Origin of the sequence: Microbacterium sp. LWO14-1.2 (assembly GCF_038397715.1) — a bacterium.
Taxonomy (GTDB): domain Bacteria; phylum Actinomycetota; class Actinomycetes; order Actinomycetales; family Microbacteriaceae; genus Microbacterium.
This window is the reverse complement of the sequence record NZ_CP151633.1, coordinates 680,790-706,165: the sequence shown is the minus strand read 5'-3', so window position 1 is coordinate 706,165 and position 25,376 is coordinate 680,790. Positions and strand designations below refer to the sequence as shown.

Below are 25,376 nucleotides of genomic sequence, written 5' to 3'. Positions count from 1 at the left end.
ACCATGGGAAAGCTGAACCGCCTGCTCGGAATGGCCGCGAAAGCGCTCGACCTCGACGGCACCGGCAACCGCGCGTCCATCTCGCGCGCGCCGCACCAGTCCCGCACGTCACAGCCCTACGCGCCGCCCTCGCCTCGCGACCCGTACACGCCTCCCGCCCCGCACGCGGGGTACGCGCCGCCTTCCATCGGCACCAGGGGCGGAACGGATGCTGATCGCGCGGCCATCGCACGCTACGACTACCTCCTGCAGACCGCCGATCCGCATCGCGTCGAGCAGATCCACCGCGAGGCATTCGCGCGGCTGACGCCGGAGCAGCGCGCCCAGGTCCAGCAGCGGATGACGGCCGAGCTCGCACCCGGCGAGCGTCCGGCATCCGCATCACCCGACGACCTGGCCCGCGCGGCAGGGCGCACCGAGGCAGCGCGCCCCGGGCGGATGCGCGGACTGCTGTCGCGCGTCGGCGGCTTCGGCGCCGCCGGAGTGGTGGGCGGCGCCGCGGTCGGAGCCCTGGGCGTCGTGGCCGTCGGAGCGATCGGCAGCGCGGTCGCCGCCCCGCTGCTCGAGCAGGCGGCCGGTCTCGGGGTGGACTTCGACGCCCTGGCGCAGGGCATCGATCTCGAGGCGATCGCGGGCGGGCTCGGCACCGAGGAACTGGCCGGCGCGGCGGAGGGCGTCCTGGGATCCGCGGGTGACACCGTGTCTGGTCTCGGCGACACCGTGTCGGGTCTCGGCGACACCGCTGGCGAATGGGGTCAGAAGCTCGGCGATCTCGGCATCCCCGGCATCGGCGACCTGTTCGGGCGCTGATCGGTGCGCGGTGGTGCCCCCGCTGGGACTCGAACCCAGACTGAAGCGATTTTAAGTCGCCTGCCTCTGCCATTGGGCTACGGGGGCACGACCGCCAGCCTAGTGCCGGAATCGTCTGCGACCCGGTCCCGCAAAGGGTGAATCCGAGTCCGTCCAGGTCGTATGGTGGGGGAGTGCTCGACCTCACCGCCGACCTGAGCCCCGCATCGGAGCAGTCCCCGGTCGCCCCCGAATGGCACGACCCCGCGCGGTACTGGCCGCGCCTCTCCGCGGCCACGGGTCACCTCCCCGCGCCCGTCGCCGTGATCGATCGCGAGGCACTCCGCCACAACGCGCTCGACATGCTGGTGCGGGCCGGAGGGCTCCCCATCCGCGTGGCGTCGAAGTCCGTGCGTGTGCGCGCCGTGCTCGACGCCGTGCTGCAGCTGCCCGGCTATCGCGGCATCCTCGCCTTCACCCTGCCGGAGGCGCTCTGGCTCGCCGAGACGCACGACGACATCGTGATCGGTTACCCGACGGTCGATCGCTCCGCTCTCGCTGAGCTCTTCGCATCGGAGCAGGCAGTGCAGCGCATCACGCTCATGGTCGACGACCCTGCGCACCTCGATCTCATCGACAGCGTCGCCCCGCCGGAGCGCCGGCCGGAGATCCGTGTCGCGATCGACGCCGACGCCTCGCTCCGGTCCGCGACGCTCGGGCACATCGGCGTCCGTCGCTCCGCACTCTTCACCGCAGGCGAGGTCGCGGCCTTCGCGCGTGCGATCGTGCGCCGCCCCGGCTTCCGCCTCGTCGGCCTGCAGATGTACGAGGCGCAGATCGCAGGACAGGGTGACAGCGCCGGAGCCGACGCCCCCGTCATCCGCCTCGTGCAGGCGCGCTCGCGGGCCGAGCTGCGCGACCGCCGGGCGCAGATCGTCGGCGCTCTCACCGGCATCGCGCCCCTCGAGTTCCTCAACGGCGGCGGCACCGGATCGCTGGAGTTCACGGGCAGCGACGAGTCACTCACCGAGGCGAGTGCGGGGAGCGGACTGCTCGGCGGTCATCTCTTCGACGGCTATCGGTCCTTCCGTCCCGCTCCCGCGGCGGCCTTCGCGTTCGATGTCGTTCGCCGCCCCGCCGCCGACATCGCGACCGTGCTCGGCGGCGGGTGGATCGCCTCGGGCCCGGCCGTCGCTTCGCGACAGCCCCGTCCGGTCTGGCCCGACGGACTGCGCACCCTCTCGCGCGAGGCAGCGGGAGAGGTGCAGACGCCGCTGCAGGGGCCCAAGGCCGCGCAGCTCGGCGTCGGCGACCGCGTGTGGTTCCGTCACGCGAAGAGCGGCGAACCGGCCGAACGCATCGACAGCTACCACCTGGTGTCGGGGGACGAGGTCGTGGACGAACTGCCCACCTACCGCGGCGAGGGGAAGGCGTTCCTGTGACCCGCATCGGCGGCACCTGGCAGAACTGGGGGCGCTCGGCGCAGGTCGCTCCGCTGCGCGTCGAACGTCCGCGCAGTCCGGAGGGCGTGCAGCGCGCGGTCAAGGCCGCCGTCGCGCAACGGCTGAGCATCAAAGCGGTCGGCGCGGGTCACAGCTTCACGGGCATCGCGATCGCGCCCGGTGTGCTCCTGGAACTCGACGACCTGCAGGGTCTGGTCTCGGCGGATGCCGCAACGGGGCGTGTCACGCTGCTCGCCGGCACGCGCCTGCACCGTGTCCCTCGGCTGCTCGCGGCGCACGGCCTCGCGATGCAGAATCTCGGTGACATCGACCGTCAATCGATCGCCGGGGCGATCTCGACCGGCACGCACGGCACGGGCGCGGCGTTCGGCGGGCTCGCGACCCAGGTGGTCGGCATCACCCTCGTCACCGCGGAAGGAGAGTTCCTGCGGATCGACGAGGAGCACCAGCCGGAGTTGCTCCCCGCCGTCGCGCTCGGTCTCGGGGCGCTCGGCATCATCGTCGAGGTCACGCTCCAGTGCGTCCCGGCTTTCGTTCTGCAGGCCGTCGACAGGCCGGCGCCGCTCGCCGACGTGCTCGACACCCTCGATGAGCGCGTCGCGGCATCCGATCACTTCGAGTTCTACTGGTTCCCGCACACCGAGGTCGCCCTGACCAAGCAGCAGACCCGGCTGCCGGAATCGGCGCGGCGTCAGCCGCTGCCGCGCGTGGGGAAGTGGGTCGACGAGACGCTCCTGTCCAACGGCGTCTACCGGGTCGCGTGCGCTGCGGGGCAGGCCGTCCCGGCGATCACGCCGCCGTTCAGCCGCCTCGCTGTGAAGGTCACGGGCGACCGCGAGTACACGGACCTGTCGCACCGTGTGCTGACGCAGAGCCGCACCGTGCGCTTCCGCGAGATGGAGTACGCGCTGCCGGCCGAGAACGTCGTGCCCGCGTTCCACGCCGTGCGTGCGCTGATCGCGCAGCGAGGCTGGCGCATCGAGTTCCCCATCGAGGTGCGGTTCGCCGCCGCCGACGACCGGTGGCTGTCGACAGCACACGGACGTGCGAGCGGATACATCGCCGTGCACCGCTACTGGCGGGCCGACCCCACCGAGTACTTCGAGGCCGTCGAGCGGATCATGCTCGACCACGGCGGCAGGCCGCACTGGGGCAAGCTGCACACGCTGACCGCGGAGCAGTTGCGCGAACGCTACCCGCGGTTCGACGACTTCGTGGCGCTCCGCGACCGCCTCGACCCCGAGCGCCGCTTCACCAACCGGTACCTCGACCGCGTGCTCGGCGCCTGACCCGCCGTGTCGTGGTCATGCACCCAGTCGACGCGCAGACTGCGCCGATAGGATGAGACAAACACGAGGAAGGGTGGGCCTCTGATGGAATGGCTCGTGCCGGTACTGATCGTCGTCGGAGTGATCCTGCTCGTCGGCATCTACCTGTGGGCGACGTACAACTCGCTGGTGCAGCTCAACGTCCGCGTCGACGAGGCCTGGAGCGGCATCACCGTGCAGCTCAAGCGACGAGCCGACCTGATCCCGAACCTCATCGAGACGGTCAAGGGCTACGCCTCCCATGAGAAGGCCGTGTTCGAGAACGTCACGCGTGCTCGCGCCGAGACGCTGTCGGCAAGCGGGCCGGGCGAGGCGGGCATCGCCGAGGGGCACCTGCAGCAGGCGCTGCGCAGCCTGTTCGCGGTGGCCGAGGCGTACCCGCAGCTGCAGGCGAGCCAGAACTTCCTGCAGGTGCAGCAGGCGCTCGTCGACACCGAGGACAAGATCCAGGCCGCCCGCCGCTTCTACAACGGCGGTGTGCGCGAGCTGAACACGAAGATCAAGGTCTTCCCCAACAACCTCTTTGCCAAGGGGCTCGGCTTCACCGAGCGCGAGTTCTTCGAGGTGGCCGACAGCGGCGCGATCTCCGAGCCGCCTCGCGTGCAGTTCTGACGCTCCGCGCAGCGAACGACGACGCCACTACGGGCAACGACGTCACCACGCAGTGAGGTCGATGCCCGTCGTCGTGCGCGCGATGTCGCCGCGCAGCGACCAGTCGTCCGTGCGGTAGGTCTCGGTGCGTGGAGCACCGTCCTGACCCGTTCCCGTCACCGTGGCGACGAGCTCGCCACCCTCCGCCACGAAGCCGTCGTCGCTGAGGGCGACCTGGGGCATCCGCTCGATGCGGAACCGAGCGTCCGCCACCACCGCGAACTCGGTTCCCCACGGGATGCGGATCCCGCACGCGTCGGGGACCACGCCGTTCGGCGCGCCCGCCGCCGTGCACTGCTCGAGATGCTCCTCGAGCTCTGCTTGAGCCGCGGCGAGCAGATCGACAGTGGCGGTCGGCGACGGGGGCGGACTCGATGACGCCTCCGGCGTGCGACCCGATGTCGACCACACGATCGCGGCGATCGCGAGGACCACGACGATCATCGCCCCGCCGCCGAGGAGCCACCGCGTGCGTCGCGTCACCGCGTCGCCTCCTCGAGCTCCTCGGGTTTCCCGCTCTCCTCGTGTCCGCCGAGCTCGCCGGGCTCCTCGGGTTCGCCGGGCTCGCCGGTCTCCCTCGCATGCACGTGTCGGCGCACCGACGCGGCAGGCAGGGCGCTGAGGGCGCGGTGCAGGCCGTCGGCGGCGGTTCCCCAGCCCGAGACCGACACGTGCTCGAGGCCCTGCCACGTCGCAGCGAGCGCGAGTTCGCTCGCGATGCGCTCGGCGTCTGCACCGGCATCCGCCTGCGGCTCCCACCACGCCGACTGCACCTGCAGAGTGGACGTCGCCCGCTCGGCCTTCAGGTCGACGCGGGCCACCACCCGGTCGCCGACCAGTACGGGGAGCGAGTAGTAGCCGTAGCGGCGCTTCGCCGCGGGGACGTAGATCTCGATGCGGTAGTCGAGGTCGAAGGCGCGGAGCGCGCGGTCGCGGAACCACACCACCGGGTCGAACGGCGTGAGCAGCGCTGCCGCGTCGATCCGGCGCGGCAGCACGGCATCGCGGTGCCGCCATGCGGCGAGAGGACGGCCGTTGCGCTCCCATCCGCGCACTCGGACGGGCGCGAGTTCGCCCTCGTCGACGAGGTCGGCCACGGCGCGCGAGATCGTCGCGCGGTCGCGGATCCGGTAGTAGTCGGCGAGATCGGCCATCGTGGCGACGCCCGACGAGCGAGCCGCACGCCGGATCAGCTCCCGGATGGAGTCGTCGTACGAGACCTCGCGCGAACGGACGTGGTCGGGGATGACGTGCTCGGCCAGCGCGTAGCTGCGCTCGAAGCCCTTCCTTCCGCTGATCGCGACGTCTCCGGTGCGCCAGAGATGCTCCAGCGCCAGCTTCACGTCGTCCCAGTCCCACCACGTGCCGCGTTCGCGGGGCGCATCGGCGCGCAGGTCGGCCGGCCGCAACGGTCCCTGCGCACGCAGCTCGTCGAGGACCCAGGAGAGGGTCTGGGCGTTCTGGCTCGCCCACGAGTCCGGGTCCGCACCGCGGCGTCGGAACCTCTCCATGCGGAAGCGCCACAGCGGCCAGTCCTCGACGGGGATGAACGTGGCCTCGTGGGCGAGGTACTCGACGTAGTGCGTCGTGCGCGAGAGGAAGACCCGGTCGAGGAGTGCGGGATCGTAGCTCCCGAGACGCGAGAAGAGCGGCAGGTAGTGCGACCTCGCGAACACGTTGACCGAGTCGATTTGCAGAACGCCGAGACGGTCCATGACCCGATGGATGTGCCGCGTCGTCGGAGCCGTCGTCGGCCGGGCGCGGGAGAAGCCCTGGGCCGCGAGCGCCATGCGGCGTGCCTGCGCGGAGCTGAGAGTGTCGGTCACCCGGCCAGCGTAGCCAGGGTCGCCGACATCGGGGCGCTGCCGCCGACCCGATCCGCATCGCATCTGCGTCCCGATCCGCACCGCATCTGCGCCCCGATCCGCATCGCATCTGCGCCCCGATCCGCACCGCGTCATCTCGCCGATCCACACCGCGTCATCTTGCCGCTCCGCGTCGGGGGAGCGGGGTCGAGCGCCGTAGACTTGGGCGATGAGCGAAGAGCAGCGTCCTCGGCTGAGAGACCTCTTCCGGCCGCGCCCGATCTCGACCGACCGCACGGTCACGACACCGGCCGACGAGGCGGTTCCGCGCGGTCTGCGCATCAGCGCCGCCTACGCCTGGCGCCTGCTCCTCATCGCGGCCGTGGTCGCCGGGTTCATCTGGATCGTCATCCAGCTCAAGCTTCTCGTGATCCCGCTCATGGTCAGCATCCTCATCACCGCGCTGCTGTGGCCGGCCTTCCAGTGGATGCTGCGCCACCGGTTCCCGCGGTGGGCTGCCGTCGCCATCTCCCTCATCGGAACCATCGCGATCGTCTCGGTGCTGATGTGGCTCGTCGTGTGGCAGGTGCGTCAGCAGCTCCCCGACGTGCAGAAGCGCAGTGCCGACGCGATCGAGCAGTTCCGCCAGTTCCTGCTCGACGGGCCGTTGCACCTCAGCGAGGCGCAGATCCAGGGCTACATCGATCAGGGCCTGCAGATCGTCAACGAGCAGGCGCAAACCCTGTTGAACGGCGCTCTCGCTGTCGGCACCACCGCGGCGCACGTCGTCACCGGCGCGGTGCTGGCCCTCTTCATCCTCATCTGCCTTCTCGCCGACGGCGGCCGGATCTGGCGGTGGACGCTGCGCCTGTTCCCGCGTGCAGCTCGCCCCGCGGCGGACGCCGCGGCGACCAACGGATTCGCGACCCTCGTCAACTACGCGCGCACGCAGCTCTTCGTCGCCGCGATCGACGCCGTCGGCATCGGGGTCGGCGCGGCCCTACTCGGCGTCCCGCTCGCGATCCCCGTCGCCGTCCTCGTCTTCCTCGGTTCGTTCGTGCCGATCGTCGGCGCCGTCGTCACCGGCGCGATCGCCGTGCTGCTCGCCCTCGTCTACAACGGCCCCTGGATCGCCCTCGCGATGCTCGGTGTCGTGCTCGCAGTGCAGCAGCTCGAGGGACACATCCTGCAGCCGATCATGATGGGATCCGCCGTCAAGGTGCACCCGCTCGCCGTGGTGCTCGTCGTGGCCGGCGGCTCGATGGTCGGCGGCATCCCCGGGGCGCTGTTCGCGGTGCCCCTCGCGGCCTTCGTCAACGTCGCCGCGGTCACCATCAGCACAGGGTCCTGGCGCACGGGCGACCAACCGGACGCCGACCTGATCTGGAGCACAGTCCCGCGCGAGCGGACACGGAGGAATCGATGAGCGCAGTCCCCAGCCTGACCGAGTTCGAGCACGCCGCTCAGAGTCTGGCTGAGGTGATCATGCACACGCCGACCCTGCCGTCGCGCGCGCTGACCGATGTCCTCGGCTCGCCCGTGATGCTCAAGATGGAGAACCTGCAGCGTACCGGATCCTTCAAGATCCGCGGCGCCGCCTACCGTCTGTCGCGGCTCAGCGCCGAGGAGCGCGCACGCGGCGTCGTGGCGGCGTCGGCCGGCAACCATGCGCAGGGCGTCGCCCTCGCCGCGCAGGCGCTCGGCATCCCCGCGACCATCTTCATGCCGATCGGCGTCCCGGTGCCGAAGCTCCTCGCGACCCGCAACTACGGAGCGGAGGTGGTGCTCGAGGGCGAGACCGTCGCGACCTCGCTGCGACTGGCCGCCGAGTTCGCCGAGCGCACCGGTGCCGTGCTCATCCACCCGTTCGACCACCGCGACATCGTGATCGGTCAGGGCACGCTCGGTCTCGAGCTTCTCGACGACGCCCCCGAAGTCGACACGATCGTGCTCGGCATCGGCGGCGGCGGCCTCATCGCCGGCGTCGCGGCCGCCGCCAAGCTGCGCGCCGCCGAACGCGGCAGGTCGATCCGCATCGTCGGCGTGCAGGCCGAGAACGCCGCTGCCATGCTTCCGTCTCTCGAAGCGGGGCGTCCCGTCGACATCGAGACGCGACCCACCATCGCCGACGGCATCCTCGTCGCGCGCCCCGGAGCGATCCCCTTCGACATCATCAAGGATCTCGTCGACGAGGTCGTCACCGTCTCCGACGACGATCTGGCGCGAGCGATCCTCATCCTGCTCGAGCAGACCAGGGTCGTCGCCGAGCCGGCGGGCGCAGCGGGCGTCGCCGCGATCCTCGCGGGGAAGGTGCAGTCGTCGGGCACGACGATGGCGGTGCTGTCGGGAGGCAACATCGACCCGCTGCTGCTGCAGCGCGTCGTGTCGCACGGACTCGCCGCCTCCGGCCGCTACCTCACCATCCGCATCCCGCTGCCCGACCGCCCCGGCCAGCTCGCGCGGGTGTCGGAGCTCATCGCCGAGGCGGGAGCCAACGTCATCGAGGCCATGCACACCCGCCACGGTCACGGGCTGCAGATCAACGACGTCATCCTGGAGCTCAGCGTCGAGACGCGCGGACCGGAGCACTCCGACTTCACGCTCGAGACGTTGCGGCGCGAGGGGTTCGTGCCGATGGTGGTGCCCGACTGATCCTTCGTAGGCACCTGATGCCGCGATGCGCGCAGAAGAGCCGCGTCAGGTGCCAACCGAACGTGACGGCCGCCACCCGGGTGCGCACACGACGAAGGCCCCGTCCGAACGGACGGGGCCTTCGTGATGTCACCGGTCAGCCGGTGTAGGTCTCGACGTTGACGATCTCGACCGAGATCGAGCGGCCGTTCGGCGCCTCGTACGACGACTTCTCGCCGACCTTGAGTCCGAGGATGGCCTGGCCGAGCGGGCTCGCCTCGCTGTAGACGTCGAGGTCGCTGCCGGCCGCGATCTCGCGGCTGCCGAGCAGGAAGACCTCTTCGCCGCCCGCGACGACGGCCGTGACGACCGTGCCCGGCTCGACGATGCCGCGGCTGGGCGGAGCCTCGCCGACCTTCGCGGTCTTCAGCAAACCCTCGAGGGTGCGGATGCGGGCCTCCTGCTTGCCCTGCTCGTCCTTCGCGGCGTGGTAGCCGCCGTTCTCCTTGAGGTCGCCCTCTTCGCGGGCGGCCTCGATGCGCTTGGCGATCTCCTCGCGACCCGTCGTCGACAGGTGCTCCAGCTCGGCGACGAGCCGGTCGTAGGCTTCCTGCGTGAGGAAGGGAACCTGAGCGTCAGTAGACATGACGAAGCTCCTTCATTCGGTATCCGCCGACGTCCTGCGGGGGATATGCCAAGACGCCCCGGCACGGTGCCAGGGCGTCGTCTGTCTGCCCTGAGTCTAGGCGACCCAGCAGCTGTTCACCAAACCCGTCGTCGCCTCCGCGACGGTGGGCACGGTGGTCGACAGCGCCTGGGCGTGGGAGTCGGATGCCGGGATCTCGACGACCTTCCAGCCGACCACGCCGAACTCCTCGTCGAGCGCCTCGACGACGCACACGACGTCCTTGCCCTGCGCGCCGGTGATCTGGAAGCGCACGTCGACCGTGTGCTCGTCGACGAGGTCGAAACCCAGATCGTCCGAGTCGACGTTGTTCATCTGCTCCGTCACGACCGACCAGCCGAAGGCCCCGACGAGGAGCACGGCCACGGAGATGAGCACGATCCACGGCGCTTTCCGTCTGCGGGTACGTCCATAGCGGTCGTCGAGCTGCTGTGCGGTCGTCACGGGGCGGGTCTTCCGGTCGTTAGGCTGGTAACTCCAGGTTATGCGACCTGCGCAGGAAAGGCAGACTCCATGCTCGCTCTGACCGAGACCCCGATGCCGACACCGTCGATGACGGTGGCGCCCGAGTCGGTCACCCCCGGATTCGTCGGCTTCGCCGCCGTGGTGATCCTGCTCGTCGCCGTGATCCTGCTGATCCTCGACATGAATCGCCGGATCCGTCGCGTGCGCTATCGCGAAGAGGTCCGCGAGGAGCTGGATGCCGAGGAGGCCGCACGCGCGGCGGACGAGGCGACGGAGACGGATGCCGACGAGCCGATCGTGCGCGAGGGCGACGACGACCCGGAGAAGCGCTGACGCACGACCCCACGGCCCGTCCCGGACGGCCGGCGCCCGACGACCGGCCTCGCGGCGCGCAGCCGCGCGGTCAGGCGCCCAGCGAGGGCGACAGCGGCTCGAGAGCGATGAGCAGGCACGCCGTCCAGTGGCACAGGAACGCCAGCACGGTGCACACGTGGAAGATCTCGTGGAACCCGAAGTGGCCCGGCCACGGGTTCGGCTTCTTCAGCGCGTAGACCACGGCGCCGCCCGTGTAGAGCAGTCCGCCGACGATGACGAGCACCATCATCGCGACGTTGGCGTTCAGCAGATCGACGATGTACATCACGGCCGCCCAGCCGAGCAGCAGGTACAGGGCGACGTACAGCCAGCGCGGCGCGTTGATCCAGAACACCCGGAACAGGATGCCGAGCAGCGCCCCGCTCCACACGAGGATGAGCAGCAGCATCCCCTTCTCGGGCGGCAGCGCTAGTACGGCGAGGGGAGTGTACGTGCCGGCGATGAGCAGCAGGATGTTCGCGTGATCGATGCGCTTGAGGACGACCTTGACCGTGGAGCCCCAGTTGAAGCGGTGGTAGACGGCGGAGTTGCCGAACAGCAGCAGCGACGAGGCCATGAAGACGGCGGCGGCCCACTTCGCGGCACCGCCCTGGGCGAAGACGATCAGGACGATCCCGGCGGCGATCGCGACGGGGAATGTCCCGGCATGGATCCAGCCGCGCCACGTGGGCTTGATCTCGACGTGCGCGTCATCGGCCGCCTCTTCGAGCAGCGGCAGCTGGGGAAGATCGGGGGCGGAGGCGTCGGGAGTGCTCACGTGCTCACTCTAGGCGGGGTGCCATTCCACCAGGCGTACATAACCTGAGAGCACTCCGAAGGCGACGTCGACGCTCGCTCCCGGGCTTTACCGAGCCCCGCACGATAGCGTAGGGAGGTGATGTCACGTGATGGTCAGGGGCGGGGGCCGCTGTACCGCCTCTACACCAGCCGGCTGCGCCGCCACATCGATCCGGCGTCCGTTCCGCATCACGTCGCCATGATGATCGACGGCAACCGTCGATGGGCACGGCAGCTCGGCTACGACACCCCTGCGGAGGGGCACCGTGCCGGCGCCGCCAAGATGCGCGAGTTCCTCGGCTGGTGCGACGAGCTGGGCATCCGGGTCGTGTCGCTCTACCTGCTGTCGAGCGACAACCTGCGCAAGCGTGACTCCGCGGAGCTCGCCGACCTCATCGAGATCATCGCGGAGCTCGCCGAGGCACTGTCGCAGGAGGGCAACTGGCGCGTCAAGCACGTCGGACGCTCCGACATCCTCCCGCCGGAGCTCGCGCGCGTGCTCGACGATGCGCAGGAGCGCACGAAGGATCACACCGGTATGCACGTCAACCTCGCGGTCGGCTACGGCGGACGCAACGAGATCGTCGACGCGGTGCGCAGCATCGTCACGGCGCATCAGGCGTCCGGCGGGACGATCGAAGACCTCGCTGCCCACCTCACGCCGGAGATGATCGGGGAGCACCTCTACACGGGCGGACAGCCCGATCCCGACCTGGTCATCCGCACGAGCGGCGAACAGCGGCTCAGCGACTTCCTGCTGTGGCAGAGCGCCCACAGCGAGTTCTACTTCGTCGAGGCGCTCGGCCCGGATCTGCGGCAGGTGGACTTCATCCGCGCCATCCGCGACTACGCCGACCGCGACCGCCGATTCGGCCGCTGACCCGCCGACCGCGAGCGGCGCGGATCCGTTCATCAACACGTAACGAATTGCTGGCGTGTCGAGCCGACGACATGTCGGCGGCTGGTCGTAGCTTCTAGGCATCGGGCAAGGCGCCCGTCGAGTCGGCCTCAGGTTCGCGACTCGTGACCCCCTGGTCGACTCGTTCGAATAGCCGGGATTCCCCGGGTCGGGAGTGGGTCGTGACCTCACGTACAGCGCAGCAGTCCTCCAGCAGCACCGCGCAGCAGTCCACCCGTAAGACGACGAGTCGGGCCACGTCCGCAGTCCCTGATCAGGACCTGCGCACCTGCGTGCTCGACACCTCGGTCCTGCTGAGCGATCCGCAGGCCCTGTTCCGTTTCGCGGAGCACTCCGTCGTCCTCCCGGTCGTCGTCATCACCGAGCTCGAGGGCAAGCGCCACGACCCCGAGATCGGCTACTTCGCGCGCCAGGCCCTCCGCCACCTCGACGACCTGCGCATCGAGCATGGTCGCCTCGACTTCCCGGTCGAGGTCGGGGAGGGGGGAACGCTGCGCGTCGAGCTCGCCAACACCGACACCTCCGTGCTGCCCGCCGGCATCCGACTCAGCGACAACGACAGCCGGATCCTGTCCGTCGCGATGCACCTCGCCCAGGACGGGCAGGACGTCACCATCGTCTCGAAGGATCTGCCGATGCGCGTGAAGGCCGCGTCGCTGGGCCTGCGCGCCGAGGAGTACCTCGCCGAGCAGGCCGTCGACTCCGGCTGGACGGGGATCACCACGCTCGACCTGTCGGGCGACGAGATCAGCGACCTGTACGAGAGCGAGGTGGGGATCAGCGAGGAGGCCCGCGGCCTGCCCGTGAACACGGGACTGATCATCCACTCCGAGCGCGGCTCGGCGCTGGGGCGCGTCACGGGGGACGGCGAGTACCGCCTCGTGCGCGGTGACCGCGACATCTTCGGCATGCACGGCCGCTCCGCCGAGCAGCGCATCGCGATCGACCTGCTGCTCGACCCGGAGGTCGGCATCGTCTCGCTCGGCGGACGCGCGGGAACGGGCAAGTCCGCTCTCGCGCTCTGCGCGGGTCTCGAGGCCGTGCTCGAACGGCAGCAGCAGAAGAAGATCATCGTCTTCCGCCCGCTGTTCGCCGTCGGAGGCCAGGAGCTCGGCTACCTGCCTGGAGACCAGGGCGAGAAGATGGGACCGTGGGGCCAGGCCGTGTTCGACACGCTCGGATCGGTCGTCTCGGGCAACGTCATGGAAGAGGTCGTCGAGCGCGGGCTGCTGGAGGTGCTGCCGCTCACGCACATCCGCGGACGCTCGCTGCATGACGCCTTCGTGATCGTCGACGAGGCGCAGTCGCTCGAACGGAACGTGCTCCTCACGGTGCTGAGCCGGATGGGACAGAACTCGCGCGTGATCCTCACCCACGACGTGGGCCAGCGCGACAACCTCCGGGTCGGACGCCACGACGGCATCGCCAGCGTGATCGAGACCCTGAAGGGGCACGACCTGTTCGCCCACGTCACGCTCATGCGCTCGGAGCGCTCGGCGATCGCCGCGCTCGTCACCGAGCTGCTGGAGGGCGGCGAGCTCAGCTAGACAGACGGGAACGGACAGGTGGATGCCGCAGGGAGCGTCCCTGCGGCATCCACCTGTCCGGACGGCCCGGGTCAGCCCGGGTGGGTCATCGAGAGCAGGTCAAGCTTCTCGTCGAGCTGCTCGAGGGTGAGGTCGCCGCGCTCCACGTAGCCGAGGTCGATCACGGCGTCGCGGACCGTGATGCCCTTCGCGACCGAGTGCTTGGCGATCTTCGCCGCGGCCTCGTAGCCGATCAGCTTGTTCAGGGGCGTCACGATCGACGGGCTCATGCCGGCGAAGGCGGCCGCGCGCTCGAGGTTGGCCTGCAGGCCGTCGACGGTCTTGTCGGCGAGCACGCGCGAGGCGTTCGCGAGCAGACGGATCGACTCGAGCAGCGCCGTACCCATGACGGGGATCGCGACGTTCAGCTCGAAGGACCCGGATGCTCCGGCCCAGGCGACCGTCGCGTCGTTGCCGATCACACGCGCGCACACCATGAGCACGGCCTCCGGCACGACGGGGTTGACCTTGCCCGGCATGATCGACGACCCCGGCTGCAGGTCGGGGATGTGCAGCTCGCCGAGACCCGTGTTGGGGCCGGAGCCCATCCAGCGCAGGTCGTTGTTGATCTTCGTGAGCGACACCGCGATCGTGCGCAGTGCGCCGGACGCCTCGACGAGACCGTCACGGGCGCCCTGTGCCTCGAAGTGGTCCTTCGCCTCGGTGATCGGCAGCTCGGTCTCGGCTGCGAGCAGCTCGATGACCTTCTGCGGGAAGCCGAGCGGGGTGTTGATGCCGGTTCCGGTGGCGGTGCCGCCGAGCGGCACCTCGGCGACGCGGGGGAGCGCCGACTGCACGCGCTCGATGCCGAGGCGGATCTGACGCGCGTACCCGCCGAACTCCTGACCCAGGGTGACCGGGGTGGCGTCCATGAGGTGCGTGCGACCGGACTTGACGGCGTCCTTCCAGAGCTCCGCCTTCGCCTCGAGGGCGACGGCGAGGTGGTCGAGGGCCGGGATGAGCGTGTCGATGAGCGCCTGCGTGACCGCGATGTGCACGGAGGTCGGGAACACGTCGTTCGACGACTGCGAGGCGTTGACGTGGTCGTTCGGGTGCACGTTCGCGCCGAGGATGCGGGTGGCCAGCGTGGCCAGCACCTCGTTCATGTTCATGTTCGACGACGTACCGGAGCCCGTCTGGTACGTGTCGACGGGGAACTCTCCGTCGTGCGTGCCAGCGGCGACCTGGTCGGCGGCCTGGGCGATGGCGTCGGCGATCGCACCGTCGAGCGTGCCGAGCTCCTTGTTGGCGAGCGCCGCCGCCTTCTTGATGCGGGCGAGCGCGGCGATCTGCGCCGACTCCAGGCCCTTGCCCGAGATCGGGAAGTTCTCCACCGCGCGCTGGGTCTGCGCCCCGTAGAGCGCGTTCACGGGCACCCGCACCTCGCCCATGGTGTCGTGCTCGATGCGGTACTGCGACTGGTCGTCGCTGCGCTGGTCGGTCATTCCGAACCCTCCTTGGTTGCGGGGCTCTGCCCCTCGGTCTCGATTCCGTCGGTCTCGATGCCGACGGTGATGACGGGCACGGCGGTGCCCTCTGCGAGTCGGTAGTTGGCGCCCACGATGCCCAGGCGCCCCTCGGCCACGGCGTTCGAGATGATCTCGGACGACTGCAGCAGGTCGCCCACCGTGTTGCGCAGGTGCTCGCGCCCGACGAGCTCGGCGTCGATCTCGTCGACGGTCGTTCCGCCGCTCTCGGCGAGCACCTTGCGGGCCGCGGGCACGATCGGGGCGATGAGCTTCCAGATGTGCGGAGGCAGCGGGTCGGCGTTGATCGCGGTGCCGTCGATCGCGGCGCGCACAGCACCGCACGAGTCATGCGCGAGCACCACGATCAGCGGTACCTCCAGCACGGCGACGGCGTACTCGAGGCTCGCGACGATGGACTCGCCGATCACCTGACCCGCGTTGCGCACGACGAAGAGATCGCCGAGGCCGAGGTCGAAGATGATCTCGGCGGCCAGGCGGGAGTCGGAGCACCCGAAGAGGGTCGCCACCGGGTGCTGCGCGGCCTCGAGGTCGCGGCGCCGCGCCACATCCTGATTGGGGTGACGGGGCTCGTCGTTCACGAATCGCCGGTTCCCCTCCTGCATCTGCGTCCAGGCGGCGGCGGGCGTGAGCGGGTGCGTCATGGGCTACTCCGAGAGATCGCGGATCTGGGGGACGAGGGTTTCGGCGAGGTCGGCGGTCGATTCGGCCGAGCGCGAGCCGTACAGGAGCACGTAGTCGTCGCCGGCCTGCGTGCCGATGGCGTAGGTCACGTTCTGCTTGGCGCCCGCATCACCGAGCGAGTACACGTCCCACTCCAGTCCGCCGATGTCGGTGGCGTCGGTCGGGGCGATGCCGTTCAGCCGCTGCGGGGCCCAGGAGGAGTCGACGCCGAAGGCCTGGGCGAGCTTGATGAAACCGCGCTCGTTCTGCGATGCGGGGGCGAGCGTGACATCCCACACGGGGGTCGCGCCGCTCGTGAGGCCGGCGGCGTTCACACGCCAGAAATCACCGAGCTCGGGGACGATGACGGGGCTGCCGACGGAGGACTCGACGTCGGCGGCGATGCCGACCATGTCGACTGTGCGCTCGGTGGCCGGCTCGCCGCGGGGCACGGCCAGCACGATGACGACGACGATCGCCAGGGTGGCGAGCAGTGCGGCGATGAGTCCGCGGACCGTCTGACTCGACCGGTACGCCTTGCTGAACTCGGCCTTGCGGACCGCGGTCTCCTCTGGCGTTTCGGGGCGGCCGAGCTCGGCGACGATCGGGGCTCGTCTGCTCATGACTCCGCTCCGTCGGGGGAGTCGGATGCTGCGGCCCGTGCGGCGTCCAGGCGGCGCTTCGCGCCGAGGAGCCACTCCTCGCACCGGGCAGCGAGCGCCTCTCCGCGCTCCCAGAGGGCGAGTGACTGCTCGAGGGTCGGCGCGCCCTGTTCGAGCTCCGCCACCACCTTCACGAGCTCGTCACGCGCGGCCTCGAACGACAGCGTGTCCACAGGGGTGTCGTTCAGCGCACTCACGCCTCCATCCTACGCGGTGCGCGCCGAGCGCTCACGCGGAGAGCCGCCGCGCAGAGCCGCCGCACAGCCACCGTGCGGCCAGCGTGCGGCCAGCGGAAGCCAGCGGAAGGACCGCCGTACTCCGACGGCGTCGCACGGTGGCAAGACAGCTCGCCTCGCGTCTCACACGTCGCGTTCCGCGTCGGGATCCGCTCAGTCGTCGCTCTCGGCGATCTCGCCCTCGGAGCGCGCCGAGATCGACCCCCGGTCGACCGTGATCGTCAGGGCGCTGCCCGCCGGTGCGTCGGCGGCGTCACGAAGGATCACACCGCCGTCGAGGTGTGCGATCGCGTAGCCGCGGGCGAGCGTCGCGGCGGGGGAGAGCGCGCGCAGCGAGGCTCGCAGCTCGCTCGTCTTCCTCCCCGCGGCGTCGAGCTGCCGGGTGATGCTGTCGCGGCCCCGGGAGAGCATGAGCCATACCTCCTGCGACCGTGAGTCGATGATCGGGTCGGGGGAGCGCAGAGCCGGCCGCGAGCGCAGCTGCTCGAGCTGCGCGATGTCGTGCGTGACGCGCTGCGTGAGACGCGACGTGGCACGCGAGCGCAGCTGGGCGATCAGCGCCCGCTGCTCGCTGACGTCCGGCACGACGCGCTTCGCGGCATCGGTCGGTGTCGATGCGCGCAGGTCGGCGACGTCGTCGAGCAGGGGGTGGTCGTTCTCGTGGCCGATCGCGCTCACCACGGGGGTGGATGCTGCTGCGACAGCACGCACCAGGCGCTCGTCGCTGAACCCGAGCAGGGTCTGGGGATCGCCGCCGCCCCGCGCGATGACGATCACATCGACGTCGGGGTCGGCGTCGAGGCGGGCGAGAGCGGCGAGGGTGTCGGGTACGCACCGGTCGCCCTGGACAGCCGCGTACTCGGTGCGGAATCGCACCTGCGGCCACCGGAGCTCCGCGTTGCGGTGCACGTCCTTCTCGGCATCCGATCGCTCGCCGGTGATGAGGCCGATCACGTGCGGGAGGAAGGGGAGGCGCTTCTTGCGCGACGGGTCGAACAGGCCCTCCTGGCGCAGCTGCGCACGGAGGCGTTCCAGACGCTCGAGCTGGTCGCCCAGCCCGACGTGCTTCATGGCCGACACCGCGAAGCTGAAGTCACCGGACTTCACGAAGTAGTCGGCCTTGACGGCGGCGACCACGTGATCGCCGACGCCGAGGTCGTTCGGGATGCGCGGACGCACGCTCGACCAGATACGGATCGAGATCTGCGCATCCGAACGGGTGTCCTTCAGACGGGCGAAGATGTTGCCGGCGCGGATGTTCCACGAGGTGATCTCGCCCTCGACCCACACGGTGTTCCAGCGGGCGACGAAGTCGCGGATCGTGGCGTTCAGCCGCGCCACCGAGGTGGGTGCCGACGCCGACGAGTCGCGCGGCGCGACGGCGTCGGCGGGGGGCGTCTCGCCGGGACGCGTCGACGCTTCGAAGACTGTCATCCGCTCAGTGCACCTTCCCGGTCCTGCTCAGCCAGCCGACGGTAGAATCGAAGGGTGACTTCGACTGCCGTTCATCTCCCGACTCCCCGCATCCCACGAGTACGTGCGGCGGCAGGTCGGCTTCAGGATAACCCGGTGGTCGGACAGAAGCGTGTTCTGCTCGCCGCTCCGCGCGGATACTGCGCCGGCGTCGATCGCGCAGTGGTCGCGGTCGAGAAGGCCCTGGAGCGCTACGGCTCGCCCGTCTACGTGCGCAAGCAGATCGTGCACAACATCCACGTCGTCACCGAGCTCGAGGAGAAGGGCGCGATCTTCGTGGAGGAGGTCGACGAGGTCCCCGAGGGAGCGCACGTCGTCTTCAGTGCACACGGAGTGTCGCCCGCGGTCGTGAACGCGGCATCCGATCGAGGTCTGCACGCGATCGACGCGACCTGCCCCCTCGTCACGAAGGTGCACCGCGAGGCCGTGCGCTTCGCGCGCGACGACTTCGAGATCCTGCTCATCGGTCACGACGGCCACGAAGAGGTCGAGGGCACGGCGGGCGAGGCCCCCGATCACGTGACCGTGGTGAACTCCCCGGAGGAGGCGGACACGGTCGAGGTCAAGGACCCGTCGAAGGTCGTCTGGCTCTCGCAGACCACGCTGTCGGTCGACGAGACCATGGAGACCGTCAACCGCCTGCGCACGCGCTTCCCCGAACTGCACAATCCGCCGTCCGACGACATCTGCTACGCGACCCAGAACCGTCAGGTGGCGATCAAGAAGGTCGCGAAGGACGCGGATCTCGTGATCGTGGTCGGATCGGCGAACTCGTCGAACAGCGTGCGCCTCGTCGAGGTGGCCCTCGAGTACGGCGCCAAGGCCGCCTACCGCGTGGACTACGCGGAAGAGGTCAAGCAGGAGTGGCTCGACGGCGTCGCCACCGTGGGCGTGACCAGCGGGGCCTCGGTGCCCGAGGTGCTCGTGCGCGAGGTGCTGGACGCCCTCGACGGCGCAGGCTACCGCGACGTCGAAGAGGTGAAGACGGCGGAGGAGGACCTCATGTTCTCGCTGCCCAAGGAACTGCGACAGGATGCCTCGGGTCAGCGCGACTCGCGGGCTCTGGGAGGTCGCGCGTCCGGCGGAGGCGCATAGCGGTGAACGCCCCCGAGGCGGAGCCGACCCTCATCGGGTCGGTGCAGCGCGCGCTGCGTCTGGTCGACATCGTCGCCAACTCGCCTCGGCCGATGCCGGTGAAGACGCTCTCCGCCGTCACCGGGCTCACCACCGGCACGACCTACAACCTCGTGCGCACCCTGATCCACGAGGGATATCTGACGAGCGAGCCCGACGGGCTGGTGCTCGGGACGCGCTTCCCGGCCTTCCAGTCGGAGACCGACGCTCGTGGAGTCTTCCTGGCACGCGTACGGGCGGCACTCCGCACGGTCACCGACGAGGTCGGCGCGACGGCCTACCTGTCCCGGTACCACGACGGCGAGATGCACCTCGTCGACATCGTGGATGCGGTGCGGAATCCGCGCATCGAGCTCTGGGTCGGCCTCGACGCCAGCGCGCACGCGACCGCGCTCGGAAAGCAGATCCTCGCCGATCTCTCCGACGATGAGCGGCTCGACTATCTCTCTCGGCACCGTCTCGAGGAGCTGACCCCGCGCACGATCAGCGATCGTCGCACCCTGCTCACCCAGCTCGAGCACTCCCCGGGCTTCGCCGTCGACGAGGAGGAGTACGCGATCGGCAACACCTGCGTGGCCGTGCCGGTGATCGCACCGAACGTGATGGCTTCGCTCGCGATCTCCCTGCCGTCCGAGCACGTCGTCGACCGGAGGCTCGTGATGAGGATGCAGCAGACGGCGCGGCGGCTGTCCCTGCAGCTGGGGACCGAGGTCCTGTCCGACAGCGAGAGCGTTCTCGACTTCTCGATCTGACGTTGTTTCACTATCTGAAGAAATAGCCCTGGTGGATCACCCCGGGCCACTCCTATCATCAAGGTGTAGCCGTCTGTGCAAACGAGGCTACTGGTGTGAGAACGTCCCCAGCGTTCCATCTACCACCAGGACGGCAGGTGTCCCCAGCATCCGCCGTCCGCGGCCCCGAGGATTCCCCAAGCCTCCGGGGCCGTCATCGTGTCCGGGGACTTCCGCTGGGAGTCGTTCCGAGGCGGCCCGGATAGCATGACGGGATGACCGACCAGCGGCCGCAGTACGGGGAGCTCGCCACTCCCGAGGAGCAGCGCAGAGCGGCGGGCCTGCCTCCGCTCGACCAGATGCCGGATGCCGCCGTCGCCGCCCCTCCGGCTGCGGTCGAGGCGGAGCTGCCTGTTCGGCGGACGAACCCCGTCGACCGGTTCGTCACGATCGCGTTGCTCGCGTACGGCCTCATCAACGTCGTGCTGACCGCGATCTCCTACCTCGACTTCCCGACCGCGATGAACGAGGTGATGAAGATCGTCGGCGTCGACGGCGAGTTCACCAACATCGCGCAGGGGCGTGTGTGGGGCACCATCGCGGCGATCGTGCTCGTCGTCGGATGGTCTGTGACCGTGGCCGTCTCGCTCCGCCGGTTGCGCAGCAGGCGCCTCAGCTGGTGGGTTCCCATCGTCGGAGCGGCGATCACGCTGCTGCTCACGTCGATCTGCGCGGCGATCCCGATGATGGGCGATCCCGCATTCGTGGACTACATCATGAGCACCACCGCTCGCTGATCCAGCCCTGGACGCACGGATGCCCCGGCCGAGTCGGCCGGGGCATCCGTCTGTCAGCGGTGGGTCAGCTCTGCGACTGCCCGTACGAGCCGAGCTGACGGGTCGACTCGACCACGCGGGCCGCCATCGCGGTCTCGGCGATCTTGCCCCACGCCCGAGGGTCGTACTGCTTCTTGTTGCCGACCTCGCCGTCGACCTTCAGGACGCCGTCGTAGTTCTTGAACATGTAGTCGGCGATCGCACGCGTGTACGCGTACTGCGTGTCGGTGTCGATGTTCATCTTGATGACGCCGTTGGCGACCGCGAGGGCGATCTCGTCGTCGGTCGAGCCGGAGCCGCCGTGGAAGACGAGGTCGAGCGGCTTCGGGCCCGTGCCGTACTTCGCGGCGACCTGCTCCTGGATCTCGCCCAGGAGCTCCGGGCGCAGCTTCACGCCACCCGGCTTGTACACGCCGTGGACGTTTCCGAACGTGAGCGCCGCGATGTAGCGGCCCTGCTCGCCGAGTCCGAGAGCCTGCACGGCCTGGTCGACGTCGGCGAAGGTCGTGTAGAGCGCCTCGTTGGAGCCCTCGTGCGCGACGCCGTCCTCCTCGCCGCCGACGACGCCGATCTCGACCTCGAGGATCGCGTTGATCGCCTTCATGCGGGGGAGCAGGTCCTTCGCGATCTCGATGTTCTCTGCGAGCGGCACGGCGGAGCCGTCCCACATGTGCGACTGGAAGATCGGGTTGCGGCCGGCCTTGACCTCTTCCTCGGATGCCGCGATGAGCGGCTCGACGAAGCCGGCGAGGGCGTCCTTCGGGCAGTGGTCGGTGTGCAGCGCCACGGTGACCGGATAGTTCTTGGCGACCTCGGTCGCGTAGCGCGCGAAGGCGAGGGCGCCGGTCGCGCGAGCCTTGACGGTGTGGCCGGCGAAGTAGTCGGCGCCACCCGTGGTGACCTGGATGATGCCGTCGGAGCCGGCCTCGGTCAGGCCCTGCAGGACGGAGTTGATCGTCTGCGAGCTGGAGACGTTGAAGGCGGGATACGCGAAGCCGCCGGCCTTCGCGCGGTCGAGCATTTCGGCGTACTGATCCGGGGTGGCGACGGGCATGAGAACTCCTGCGATAGGTGAAGCCGGGACAGCTGTCACTCTATCGGGGTCGGTGTCCGGATGCCGTCGAGGGAACCCCGTCCACGGGCGCTCCCTGCCATGGTGTTAAGAACTACGATTCCTTCGGTCGCCGAGGGGCGAAAACGGCGGTGTGAACCGTGTTCCGTGGCTAGGCTGACCGCATGGTGAGTCTGACGGCCGATCTGAGCCCCCTGCGTCCTGACCGAAACCTCGCAATGGAGCTGGTGCGTGCGACAGAGGCGGCGGCCATCCGAGCCGTTCCCTTCATCGGGCGCGGCGCCAAGGAGGCGGCGGACGGCGCGGCGGTCGACGCGATGCGCGCGTTCCTCGGAACGGTCGCGTTCCAGGGCCGGGTCGTGATCGGCGAGGGGGAGAAGGACAACGCCCCGATGCTGTTCAACGGCGAGGTCGTCGGCACCGGCACGGGTCCCGAGTGCGACATCGCCGTCGACCCGATCGACGGGACCTCGCTGACCGCCGCCGGACGTCAGAACGCGCTCTCGGTGATCGCGGTCTCGGACCGGGGCTCGATGCTCGACGCCTCGAGCGTCTTCTACATGGACAAGCTGGTCACGGGCCCGGCGGGTGTGGGCGTCGTCGACATCCGCCTTCCGATCGGCGAGAACATCCGCAAGCTCGCCGGGGCGCTGGGCAAGCCGGTGGATGAGATCGTGGTCTCGGTGCTGAACCGGCCCCGCCACGAGAAGCTCATCCAGGAGATCAGGGATGCCGGAGCCGGCACCCGCCTGATGAGCGACGGCGATGTGGCCGGCGGTATCAACGCCGCGCGACACGCCGCGCGGACCGACATGTGCGTCGGCGTCGGAGGCAGCCCGGAGGGCATCGTCACGGCCTGTGCGATCAAGGCTCTCGGCGGGCACATCCAGGGCCGTCTGTGGCCCCGCGACGACGACGAGCGCCAGCGCGGAATCGACGCCGGTCTCGACATGGACAAGGTGTACGAGGCCGACGATCTCGTGCGCGGGGACAACACGATCTTCGTGGCGACGGGCGTCACCGACGGCCAGCTCGTCGCGGGTGTTCGACGCGAGCACGGGTACATCTACACCGAGAGCGTCGTGCTGCGCGGGGCCTCGGGGACGCTCCGCCGGATCGCTTCGGAGCACCTCGTCTCGAAGTGGCTCTGACCTGATCGCCGCCGCGTCGTCGCGGCATCGTTACCGAGCCGGTATGCCCTCACGGCGACCCGGCGCCGAGCTTTCCTGCAGGGTCGTGTCACAATTGACCCTGGGTTTGTCGCCGTCGACGGAGCCGCCAGGCACCGCAGGCACAGGAGGGCGAACAGATGGCAACGCAGCAGACGCGTGGTTCTCAGGCCGCGCGGACGAAGATCGTCACCACCAACACAGGTCGCATCCTGCGTGTGAACGTCGACGAGATCTCGGCACCGGGAGCCGCCGCCCCTGCGGCAACGCCTCCCGGAGCGCCGTCACCGGTCGTCACCGATCCTGCGCGTCGAGCGGACGTGCTGTTCCGCAAGCGCCGTGACGAGGGCCACGAGCTCAGCTCCTGGTGGATGATCGGTGCGTTCGTGGTCACGAGCGGTCTCGTCATCCTTCTCATGAGCGGCGTCCCCGGCGTCGCCTGACCCGGGCGCCCCGAACCCGGGAATCAGTCCCTGCCCCGGTCGCCACTCCCTTCCAGGCGCGAACGCACCTCACCCACGTCCGCGAACAGCGAATCGTCGACGGGGTCGCCGTTGCCGACCAGCTCCGGCGCTGTGAATCGCCGCGTCTGCGTCGTCACGCCCTTCGGCGACTCTGCCAGCCCGGTCGTGTCGATGCCGGGGAACTGACGCGCGGTCACGAGTACCCGGCTCTCGAGTGAGCCGGCGAAGCGGTTGTAGCTCTCGACAGTGCGTTCCAGCGCGCGACGCAGATCATCGGCATGCCCGGCGAGCACCCCGAGGCGGTCGTACAGCTGCGTGCCCAGAGCGAGTAGGGCGCGTGCCTCGGTCGAGACCTCCTGCTGAGTCCAGGTGTAGGCGACCGTCTTGAGCACTGCCCACAGGTTCACCGGCGAGGCGAGCGCGACGCGGCGGCCGAAGGCGTAGTCGAGCAGCGTCGGGTCCTCGTCGACGGCGGCCGACAAGAGGGACTCACTGGGCAGGAAGCAGATCACGAACTCGGGGCCCGACTCGAGGCCCGACCAGTACGCCTTCTTGGCGAGTGCGTCGATGTGAGCGCGCACCGCCTTGACGTGCTTCTGCATGTGCGCGCGCCGCTGCGTCTCGTGGGCATCGCCGATCGGGAGCGCGGACGCTTCGAGGAAAGCATCGAGGGGGACCTTGGCATCCACCGGGATCGATGCGCCACCGGCCAGACGGATCACCATGTCCGGCCGCCCCTGGCCGTGATCGGAGGCGATCGTCGTCTGCAGGTCGAAGTCGACGTGCCGCGTGAGTCCGGCTGCCTCGACGACGCGCCGCAGCTGGGTCTCGCCCCAGACGCCGCGCGTGGCGGTCGAGCGGAGCGCGCCGGCGAGCGACTCCGTCGTCGCGCGCAGGGCCTCATCGGACTCCTGAGCGCGACGCAACTGCTCGGCCAGCGAACCGAACTGCTCATGGCGCTCCTGCTCCATGGCCGACACCTTCGTCTGCATCTGTCGCAGACTCTCGCGCACCGGTGCAAGGGCCGTGAGAACGGCGTTCTGCTGCTGCACGCGCTCGGCCTCGGCCCGCTGCGCCGAACGCGAGTGCTCGACGGCATCGCGATACAGGTCGTACTGCCGGTCGCGGTCGTCACGCAGGGCGGCGAGCTCGGCCTCGGCGCGCGCGAGGACGACACCGCCGCGTCCGGCGCGAAGCACCCATCCTCCTGCGGCGCCGAGCAGCAGCGCCACGAGCAGGAGAACGATCGTGAGAGGAGCCATGGCTCCATGGTGCCCGCGGCCTCCGACATTCCCCGGAACGACCCGGCGATCGGGCGATCCGAGGAGCAGGCGTCAGGCGACCGCGAGGTCCTGCGCGGCGACGAGCGTCTCGGCGGGGCGCGGCTGCGGTGCGCGAGGAGTCGTCACCCGCAGGCTGAGAGCCTCGGCGAGGGAGAACACGTCGGGCGTGGCCAAGCGCTGCGCGGCATCCATCACGATGTGCGCGCAGGCCAGTGCATCCGCGAGGGCGTCGTGGTGGGAGAAACCGGTGAAACCGGCCGCCTCGGCGGCTTTCGGAAGCCGATACGACTCGAGGTCGTAGACCTTCCTCGCCACCTGCAGGCTGCAGAGGGATCGATAGGGAGGGCAGTCGAGGCCCGTGGCCTCCGATGCTCGCCGGAGGACGTTGAGGTCGAAGCCTGCGTTGTGCGCCACGAGCACGTCGGAACGGGCGAAGTCGCACAGCGCAGCGAACTGATCGATCCAGGACGCGGCCGAGACCACGTCCTGCGCACGGATCCCGTGGATCCGCACGTTCCATTCCTGGAACTCGTCGTGCCCCACGGGTGGGCGGATCAGCCATCCGGCCGTGGCGACGACCCGGCCGTCGCGGACGCGCACGAGTCCGACGGAGCACGCGGAGGCGGGGCTGGAGTTCGCCGTCTCGAAGTCGATCGCGGTGAAGTCCAGGGGCACGACTCCACTCTCTCCCG

27 protein-coding genes and 1 tRNA gene are annotated in these 25,376 nt (G+C 69.8%); 14 read left to right on the top strand and 14 right to left on the bottom strand.

The window, feature by feature from the left end; genetic code table 11:
- The first annotated feature begins 3 nt into the window (after positions 1 to 3).
- A complete protein-coding gene (locus MRBLWO14_RS03485) occupies positions 4 to 810 on the top strand; it encodes a cation-transporting ATPase (protein WP_341935075.1) in 807 nt (268 codons plus the stop codon).
- A gap of 11 nt (positions 811 to 821) precedes the next feature.
- Here the strand turns inward: MRBLWO14_RS03485 and MRBLWO14_RS03480 are convergent.
- Positions 822 to 897: transfer RNA gene (locus MRBLWO14_RS03480), tRNA-Leu, on the bottom strand.
- Between the two features lie 86 nt (positions 898 to 983).
- Between MRBLWO14_RS03480 and MRBLWO14_RS03475 the strand changes: the two genes are divergently transcribed.
- The 3 genes from MRBLWO14_RS03475 to MRBLWO14_RS03465 all read left to right on the top strand — a co-directional run bounded on the left by MRBLWO14_RS03475 (position 984) and on the right by MRBLWO14_RS03465 (position 4,192).
- Positions 984 to 2,231, top strand: coding sequence for an alanine racemase (locus MRBLWO14_RS03475; RefSeq protein ID WP_341935074.1), 1,248 nt, complete (start codon positions 984 to 986; stop codon positions 2,229 to 2,231).
- Positions 2,228 to 3,541: a D-arabinono-1,4-lactone oxidase gene (locus MRBLWO14_RS03470; RefSeq protein ID WP_341935073.1), complete on the top strand. Its 1,314-nt coding sequence runs from the start codon at positions 2,228 to 2,230 to the stop codon at positions 3,539 to 3,541. The genes MRBLWO14_RS03475 and MRBLWO14_RS03470 overlap by 4 nt, the downstream gene beginning before the upstream one ends.
- A gap of 84 nt (positions 3,542 to 3,625) precedes the next feature.
- On the top strand, positions 3,626 to 4,192 hold the full coding sequence (locus tag MRBLWO14_RS03465) for a LemA family protein (RefSeq protein ID WP_050721493.1): 567 nt from the start codon (positions 3,626 to 3,628) through the stop codon (positions 4,190 to 4,192).
- A 42-nt stretch (positions 4,193 to 4,234) separates the two neighbouring features.
- On the opposite strand, the gene MRBLWO14_RS03460 is transcribed toward MRBLWO14_RS03465, so the two are convergent.
- Together MRBLWO14_RS03460 and MRBLWO14_RS03455 are read right to left on the bottom strand one after the other, a co-directional pair.
- A complete protein-coding gene (locus MRBLWO14_RS03460) occupies positions 4,235 to 4,714 on the bottom strand; it encodes a hypothetical protein (protein ID WP_341935072.1) in 480 nt (159 codons plus the stop codon).
- Positions 4,711 to 6,057: a crosslink repair DNA glycosylase YcaQ family protein gene (locus MRBLWO14_RS03455; RefSeq protein ID WP_341935071.1), complete on the bottom strand. Its 1,347-nt coding sequence runs from the start codon at positions 6,055 to 6,057 to the stop codon at positions 4,711 to 4,713. The genes MRBLWO14_RS03460 and MRBLWO14_RS03455 overlap by 4 nt, the downstream gene beginning before the upstream one ends.
- A gap of 208 nt (positions 6,058 to 6,265) precedes the next feature.
- On the opposite strand from MRBLWO14_RS03455, the gene MRBLWO14_RS03450 reads away from it, so the two are divergent.
- Together MRBLWO14_RS03450 and ilvA are read left to right on the top strand one after the other, a co-directional pair.
- Positions 6,266 to 7,462 (top strand): AI-2E family transporter, encoded by a 1,197-nt coding sequence (locus MRBLWO14_RS03450; RefSeq protein ID WP_341935070.1) that lies wholly within the window; start codon positions 6,266 to 6,268, stop codon positions 7,460 to 7,462.
- Entirely contained in the window at positions 7,459 to 8,688 is a 1,230-nt protein-coding gene (gene ilvA / locus MRBLWO14_RS03445) for a threonine ammonia-lyase (RefSeq protein ID WP_341935069.1), read from the top strand. Before MRBLWO14_RS03450 ends, ilvA begins: the two co-directional genes overlap by 4 nt.
- 136 nt (positions 8,689 to 8,824) lie before the next feature.
- Here the strand turns inward: ilvA and greA are convergent, their stop codons facing one another.
- Positions 8,825 to 9,313, bottom strand: coding sequence for a transcription elongation factor GreA (gene greA, locus MRBLWO14_RS03440; RefSeq protein ID WP_341935068.1), 489 nt, complete (start codon positions 9,311 to 9,313; stop codon positions 8,825 to 8,827).
- Between the two features lie 96 nt (positions 9,314 to 9,409).
- A complete protein-coding gene (locus MRBLWO14_RS03435) occupies positions 9,410 to 9,796 on the bottom strand; it encodes a DUF4307 domain-containing protein (RefSeq protein WP_341935067.1) in 387 nt (128 codons plus the stop codon).
- Positions 9,797 to 9,865: 69 nt separating this feature from the next.
- Between MRBLWO14_RS03435 and MRBLWO14_RS03430 the strand changes: the two genes are divergently transcribed.
- Positions 9,866 to 10,150: a hypothetical protein gene (locus MRBLWO14_RS03430; protein WP_341935066.1), complete on the top strand. Its 285-nt coding sequence runs from the start codon at positions 9,866 to 9,868 to the stop codon at positions 10,148 to 10,150.
- A 70-nt stretch (positions 10,151 to 10,220) separates the two neighbouring features.
- Here MRBLWO14_RS03430 and MRBLWO14_RS03425 read toward each other — a convergent pair whose 3' ends face one another.
- Complete coding sequence (locus MRBLWO14_RS03425; protein ID WP_341935065.1) at positions 10,221 to 10,949, bottom strand: hemolysin III family protein; 729 nt, start codon at positions 10,947 to 10,949, stop codon at positions 10,221 to 10,223.
- A 120-nt stretch (positions 10,950 to 11,069) separates the two neighbouring features.
- On the opposite strand from MRBLWO14_RS03425, the gene MRBLWO14_RS03420 reads away from it, so the two are divergent.
- Together MRBLWO14_RS03420 and MRBLWO14_RS03415 are read left to right on the top strand one after the other, a co-directional pair.
- On the top strand, positions 11,070 to 11,849 hold the full coding sequence (locus MRBLWO14_RS03420) for an isoprenyl transferase (protein ID WP_341936153.1): 780 nt from the start codon (positions 11,070 to 11,072) through the stop codon (positions 11,847 to 11,849).
- A 299-nt stretch (positions 11,850 to 12,148) separates the two neighbouring features.
- Positions 12,149 to 13,435: a PhoH family protein gene (locus MRBLWO14_RS03415; RefSeq protein WP_341936152.1), complete on the top strand. Its 1,287-nt coding sequence runs from the start codon at positions 12,149 to 12,151 to the stop codon at positions 13,433 to 13,435.
- Positions 13,436 to 13,506: 71 nt separating this feature from the next.
- Here the strand turns inward: MRBLWO14_RS03415 and MRBLWO14_RS03410 are convergent, their stop codons facing one another.
- The 5 genes from MRBLWO14_RS03410 to xseA form a co-directional block, all read right to left on the bottom strand.
- The gene (locus MRBLWO14_RS03410) at positions 13,507 to 14,919 is read right to left on the bottom strand and encodes a class II fumarate hydratase (RefSeq protein ID WP_341935064.1); all 1,413 of its coding nucleotides are present in this window, start codon (positions 14,917 to 14,919) and stop codon (positions 13,507 to 13,509) included.
- Positions 14,916 to 15,605, bottom strand: a complete 690-nt coding sequence (locus MRBLWO14_RS03405; RefSeq protein ID WP_341935063.1) for a carbonic anhydrase — start codon at positions 15,603 to 15,605, stop codon at positions 14,916 to 14,918. Before MRBLWO14_RS03405 ends, MRBLWO14_RS03410 begins: the two co-directional genes overlap by 4 nt.
- A gap of 3 nt (positions 15,606 to 15,608) precedes the next feature.
- Positions 15,609 to 16,247 carry a DUF4245 family protein gene (locus MRBLWO14_RS03400; protein ID WP_341935062.1) on the bottom strand — a complete coding sequence of 213 codons (639 nt, stop codon included), beginning with the start codon at positions 16,245 to 16,247 and terminating at the stop codon, positions 15,609 to 15,611.
- A complete protein-coding gene (locus MRBLWO14_RS03395) occupies positions 16,244 to 16,483 on the bottom strand; it encodes an exodeoxyribonuclease VII small subunit (RefSeq protein WP_341935061.1) in 240 nt (79 codons plus the stop codon). The genes MRBLWO14_RS03400 and MRBLWO14_RS03395 overlap by 4 nt, the downstream gene beginning before the upstream one ends.
- A 192-nt stretch (positions 16,484 to 16,675) precedes the next feature.
- Positions 16,676 to 17,956, bottom strand: a complete 1,281-nt coding sequence (gene xseA, locus MRBLWO14_RS03390; protein WP_341935060.1) for an exodeoxyribonuclease VII large subunit — start codon at positions 17,954 to 17,956, stop codon at positions 16,676 to 16,678.
- A gap of 90 nt (positions 17,957 to 18,046) precedes the next feature.
- Between xseA and MRBLWO14_RS03385 the strand changes: the two genes are divergently transcribed.
- The 3 genes from MRBLWO14_RS03385 to MRBLWO14_RS03375 all read left to right on the top strand — a co-directional run bounded on the left by MRBLWO14_RS03385 (position 18,047) and on the right by MRBLWO14_RS03375 (position 20,657).
- A complete protein-coding gene (locus MRBLWO14_RS03385) occupies positions 18,047 to 19,090 on the top strand; it encodes a 4-hydroxy-3-methylbut-2-enyl diphosphate reductase (protein ID WP_341936151.1) in 1,044 nt (347 codons plus the stop codon).
- Positions 19,091 to 19,092: 2 nt separating this feature from the next.
- On the top strand, positions 19,093 to 19,881 hold the full coding sequence (locus MRBLWO14_RS03380; RefSeq protein ID WP_341935059.1) for an IclR family transcriptional regulator: 789 nt from the start codon (positions 19,093 to 19,095) through the stop codon (positions 19,879 to 19,881).
- A 254-nt stretch (positions 19,882 to 20,135) separates the two neighbouring features.
- Positions 20,136 to 20,657: a DUF6264 family protein gene (locus MRBLWO14_RS03375; protein WP_341935058.1), complete on the top strand. Its 522-nt coding sequence runs from the start codon at positions 20,136 to 20,138 to the stop codon at positions 20,655 to 20,657.
- Positions 20,658 to 20,721: 64 nt separating this feature from the next.
- Here the strand turns inward: MRBLWO14_RS03375 and fbaA are convergent, their stop codons facing one another.
- On the bottom strand, positions 20,722 to 21,750 hold the full coding sequence (gene fbaA, locus MRBLWO14_RS03370; protein WP_341935057.1) for a class II fructose-bisphosphate aldolase: 1,029 nt from the start codon (positions 21,748 to 21,750) through the stop codon (positions 20,722 to 20,724).
- 182 nt (positions 21,751 to 21,932) lie between these two features.
- Here fbaA and glpX point away from each other — a divergent pair, with 182 nt between their 5' ends.
- Both glpX and MRBLWO14_RS03360 read left to right on the top strand, forming a co-directional pair.
- Entirely contained in the window at positions 21,933 to 22,919 is a 987-nt protein-coding gene (glpX, locus tag MRBLWO14_RS03365) for a class II fructose-bisphosphatase (protein WP_251585932.1), read from the top strand.
- A 158-nt stretch (positions 22,920 to 23,077) separates the two neighbouring features.
- Positions 23,078 to 23,380: a hypothetical protein gene (locus MRBLWO14_RS03360; RefSeq protein ID WP_341935056.1), complete on the top strand. Its 303-nt coding sequence runs from the start codon at positions 23,078 to 23,080 to the stop codon at positions 23,378 to 23,380.
- A 23-nt stretch (positions 23,381 to 23,403) separates the two neighbouring features.
- On the opposite strand, the gene MRBLWO14_RS03355 is transcribed toward MRBLWO14_RS03360, so the two are convergent.
- Together MRBLWO14_RS03355 and MRBLWO14_RS03350 are read right to left on the bottom strand one after the other, a co-directional pair.
- The gene (locus MRBLWO14_RS03355) at positions 23,404 to 24,663 is read right to left on the bottom strand and encodes a DNA recombination protein RmuC (protein ID WP_341935055.1); all 1,260 of its coding nucleotides are present in this window, start codon (positions 24,661 to 24,663) and stop codon (positions 23,404 to 23,406) included.
- Positions 24,664 to 24,735: 72 nt separating this feature from the next.
- Entirely contained in the window at positions 24,736 to 25,359 is a 624-nt protein-coding gene (locus MRBLWO14_RS03350) for an exonuclease domain-containing protein (RefSeq protein ID WP_341935054.1), read from the bottom strand.
- Positions 25,360 to 25,376: the final 17 nt, after the last annotated feature.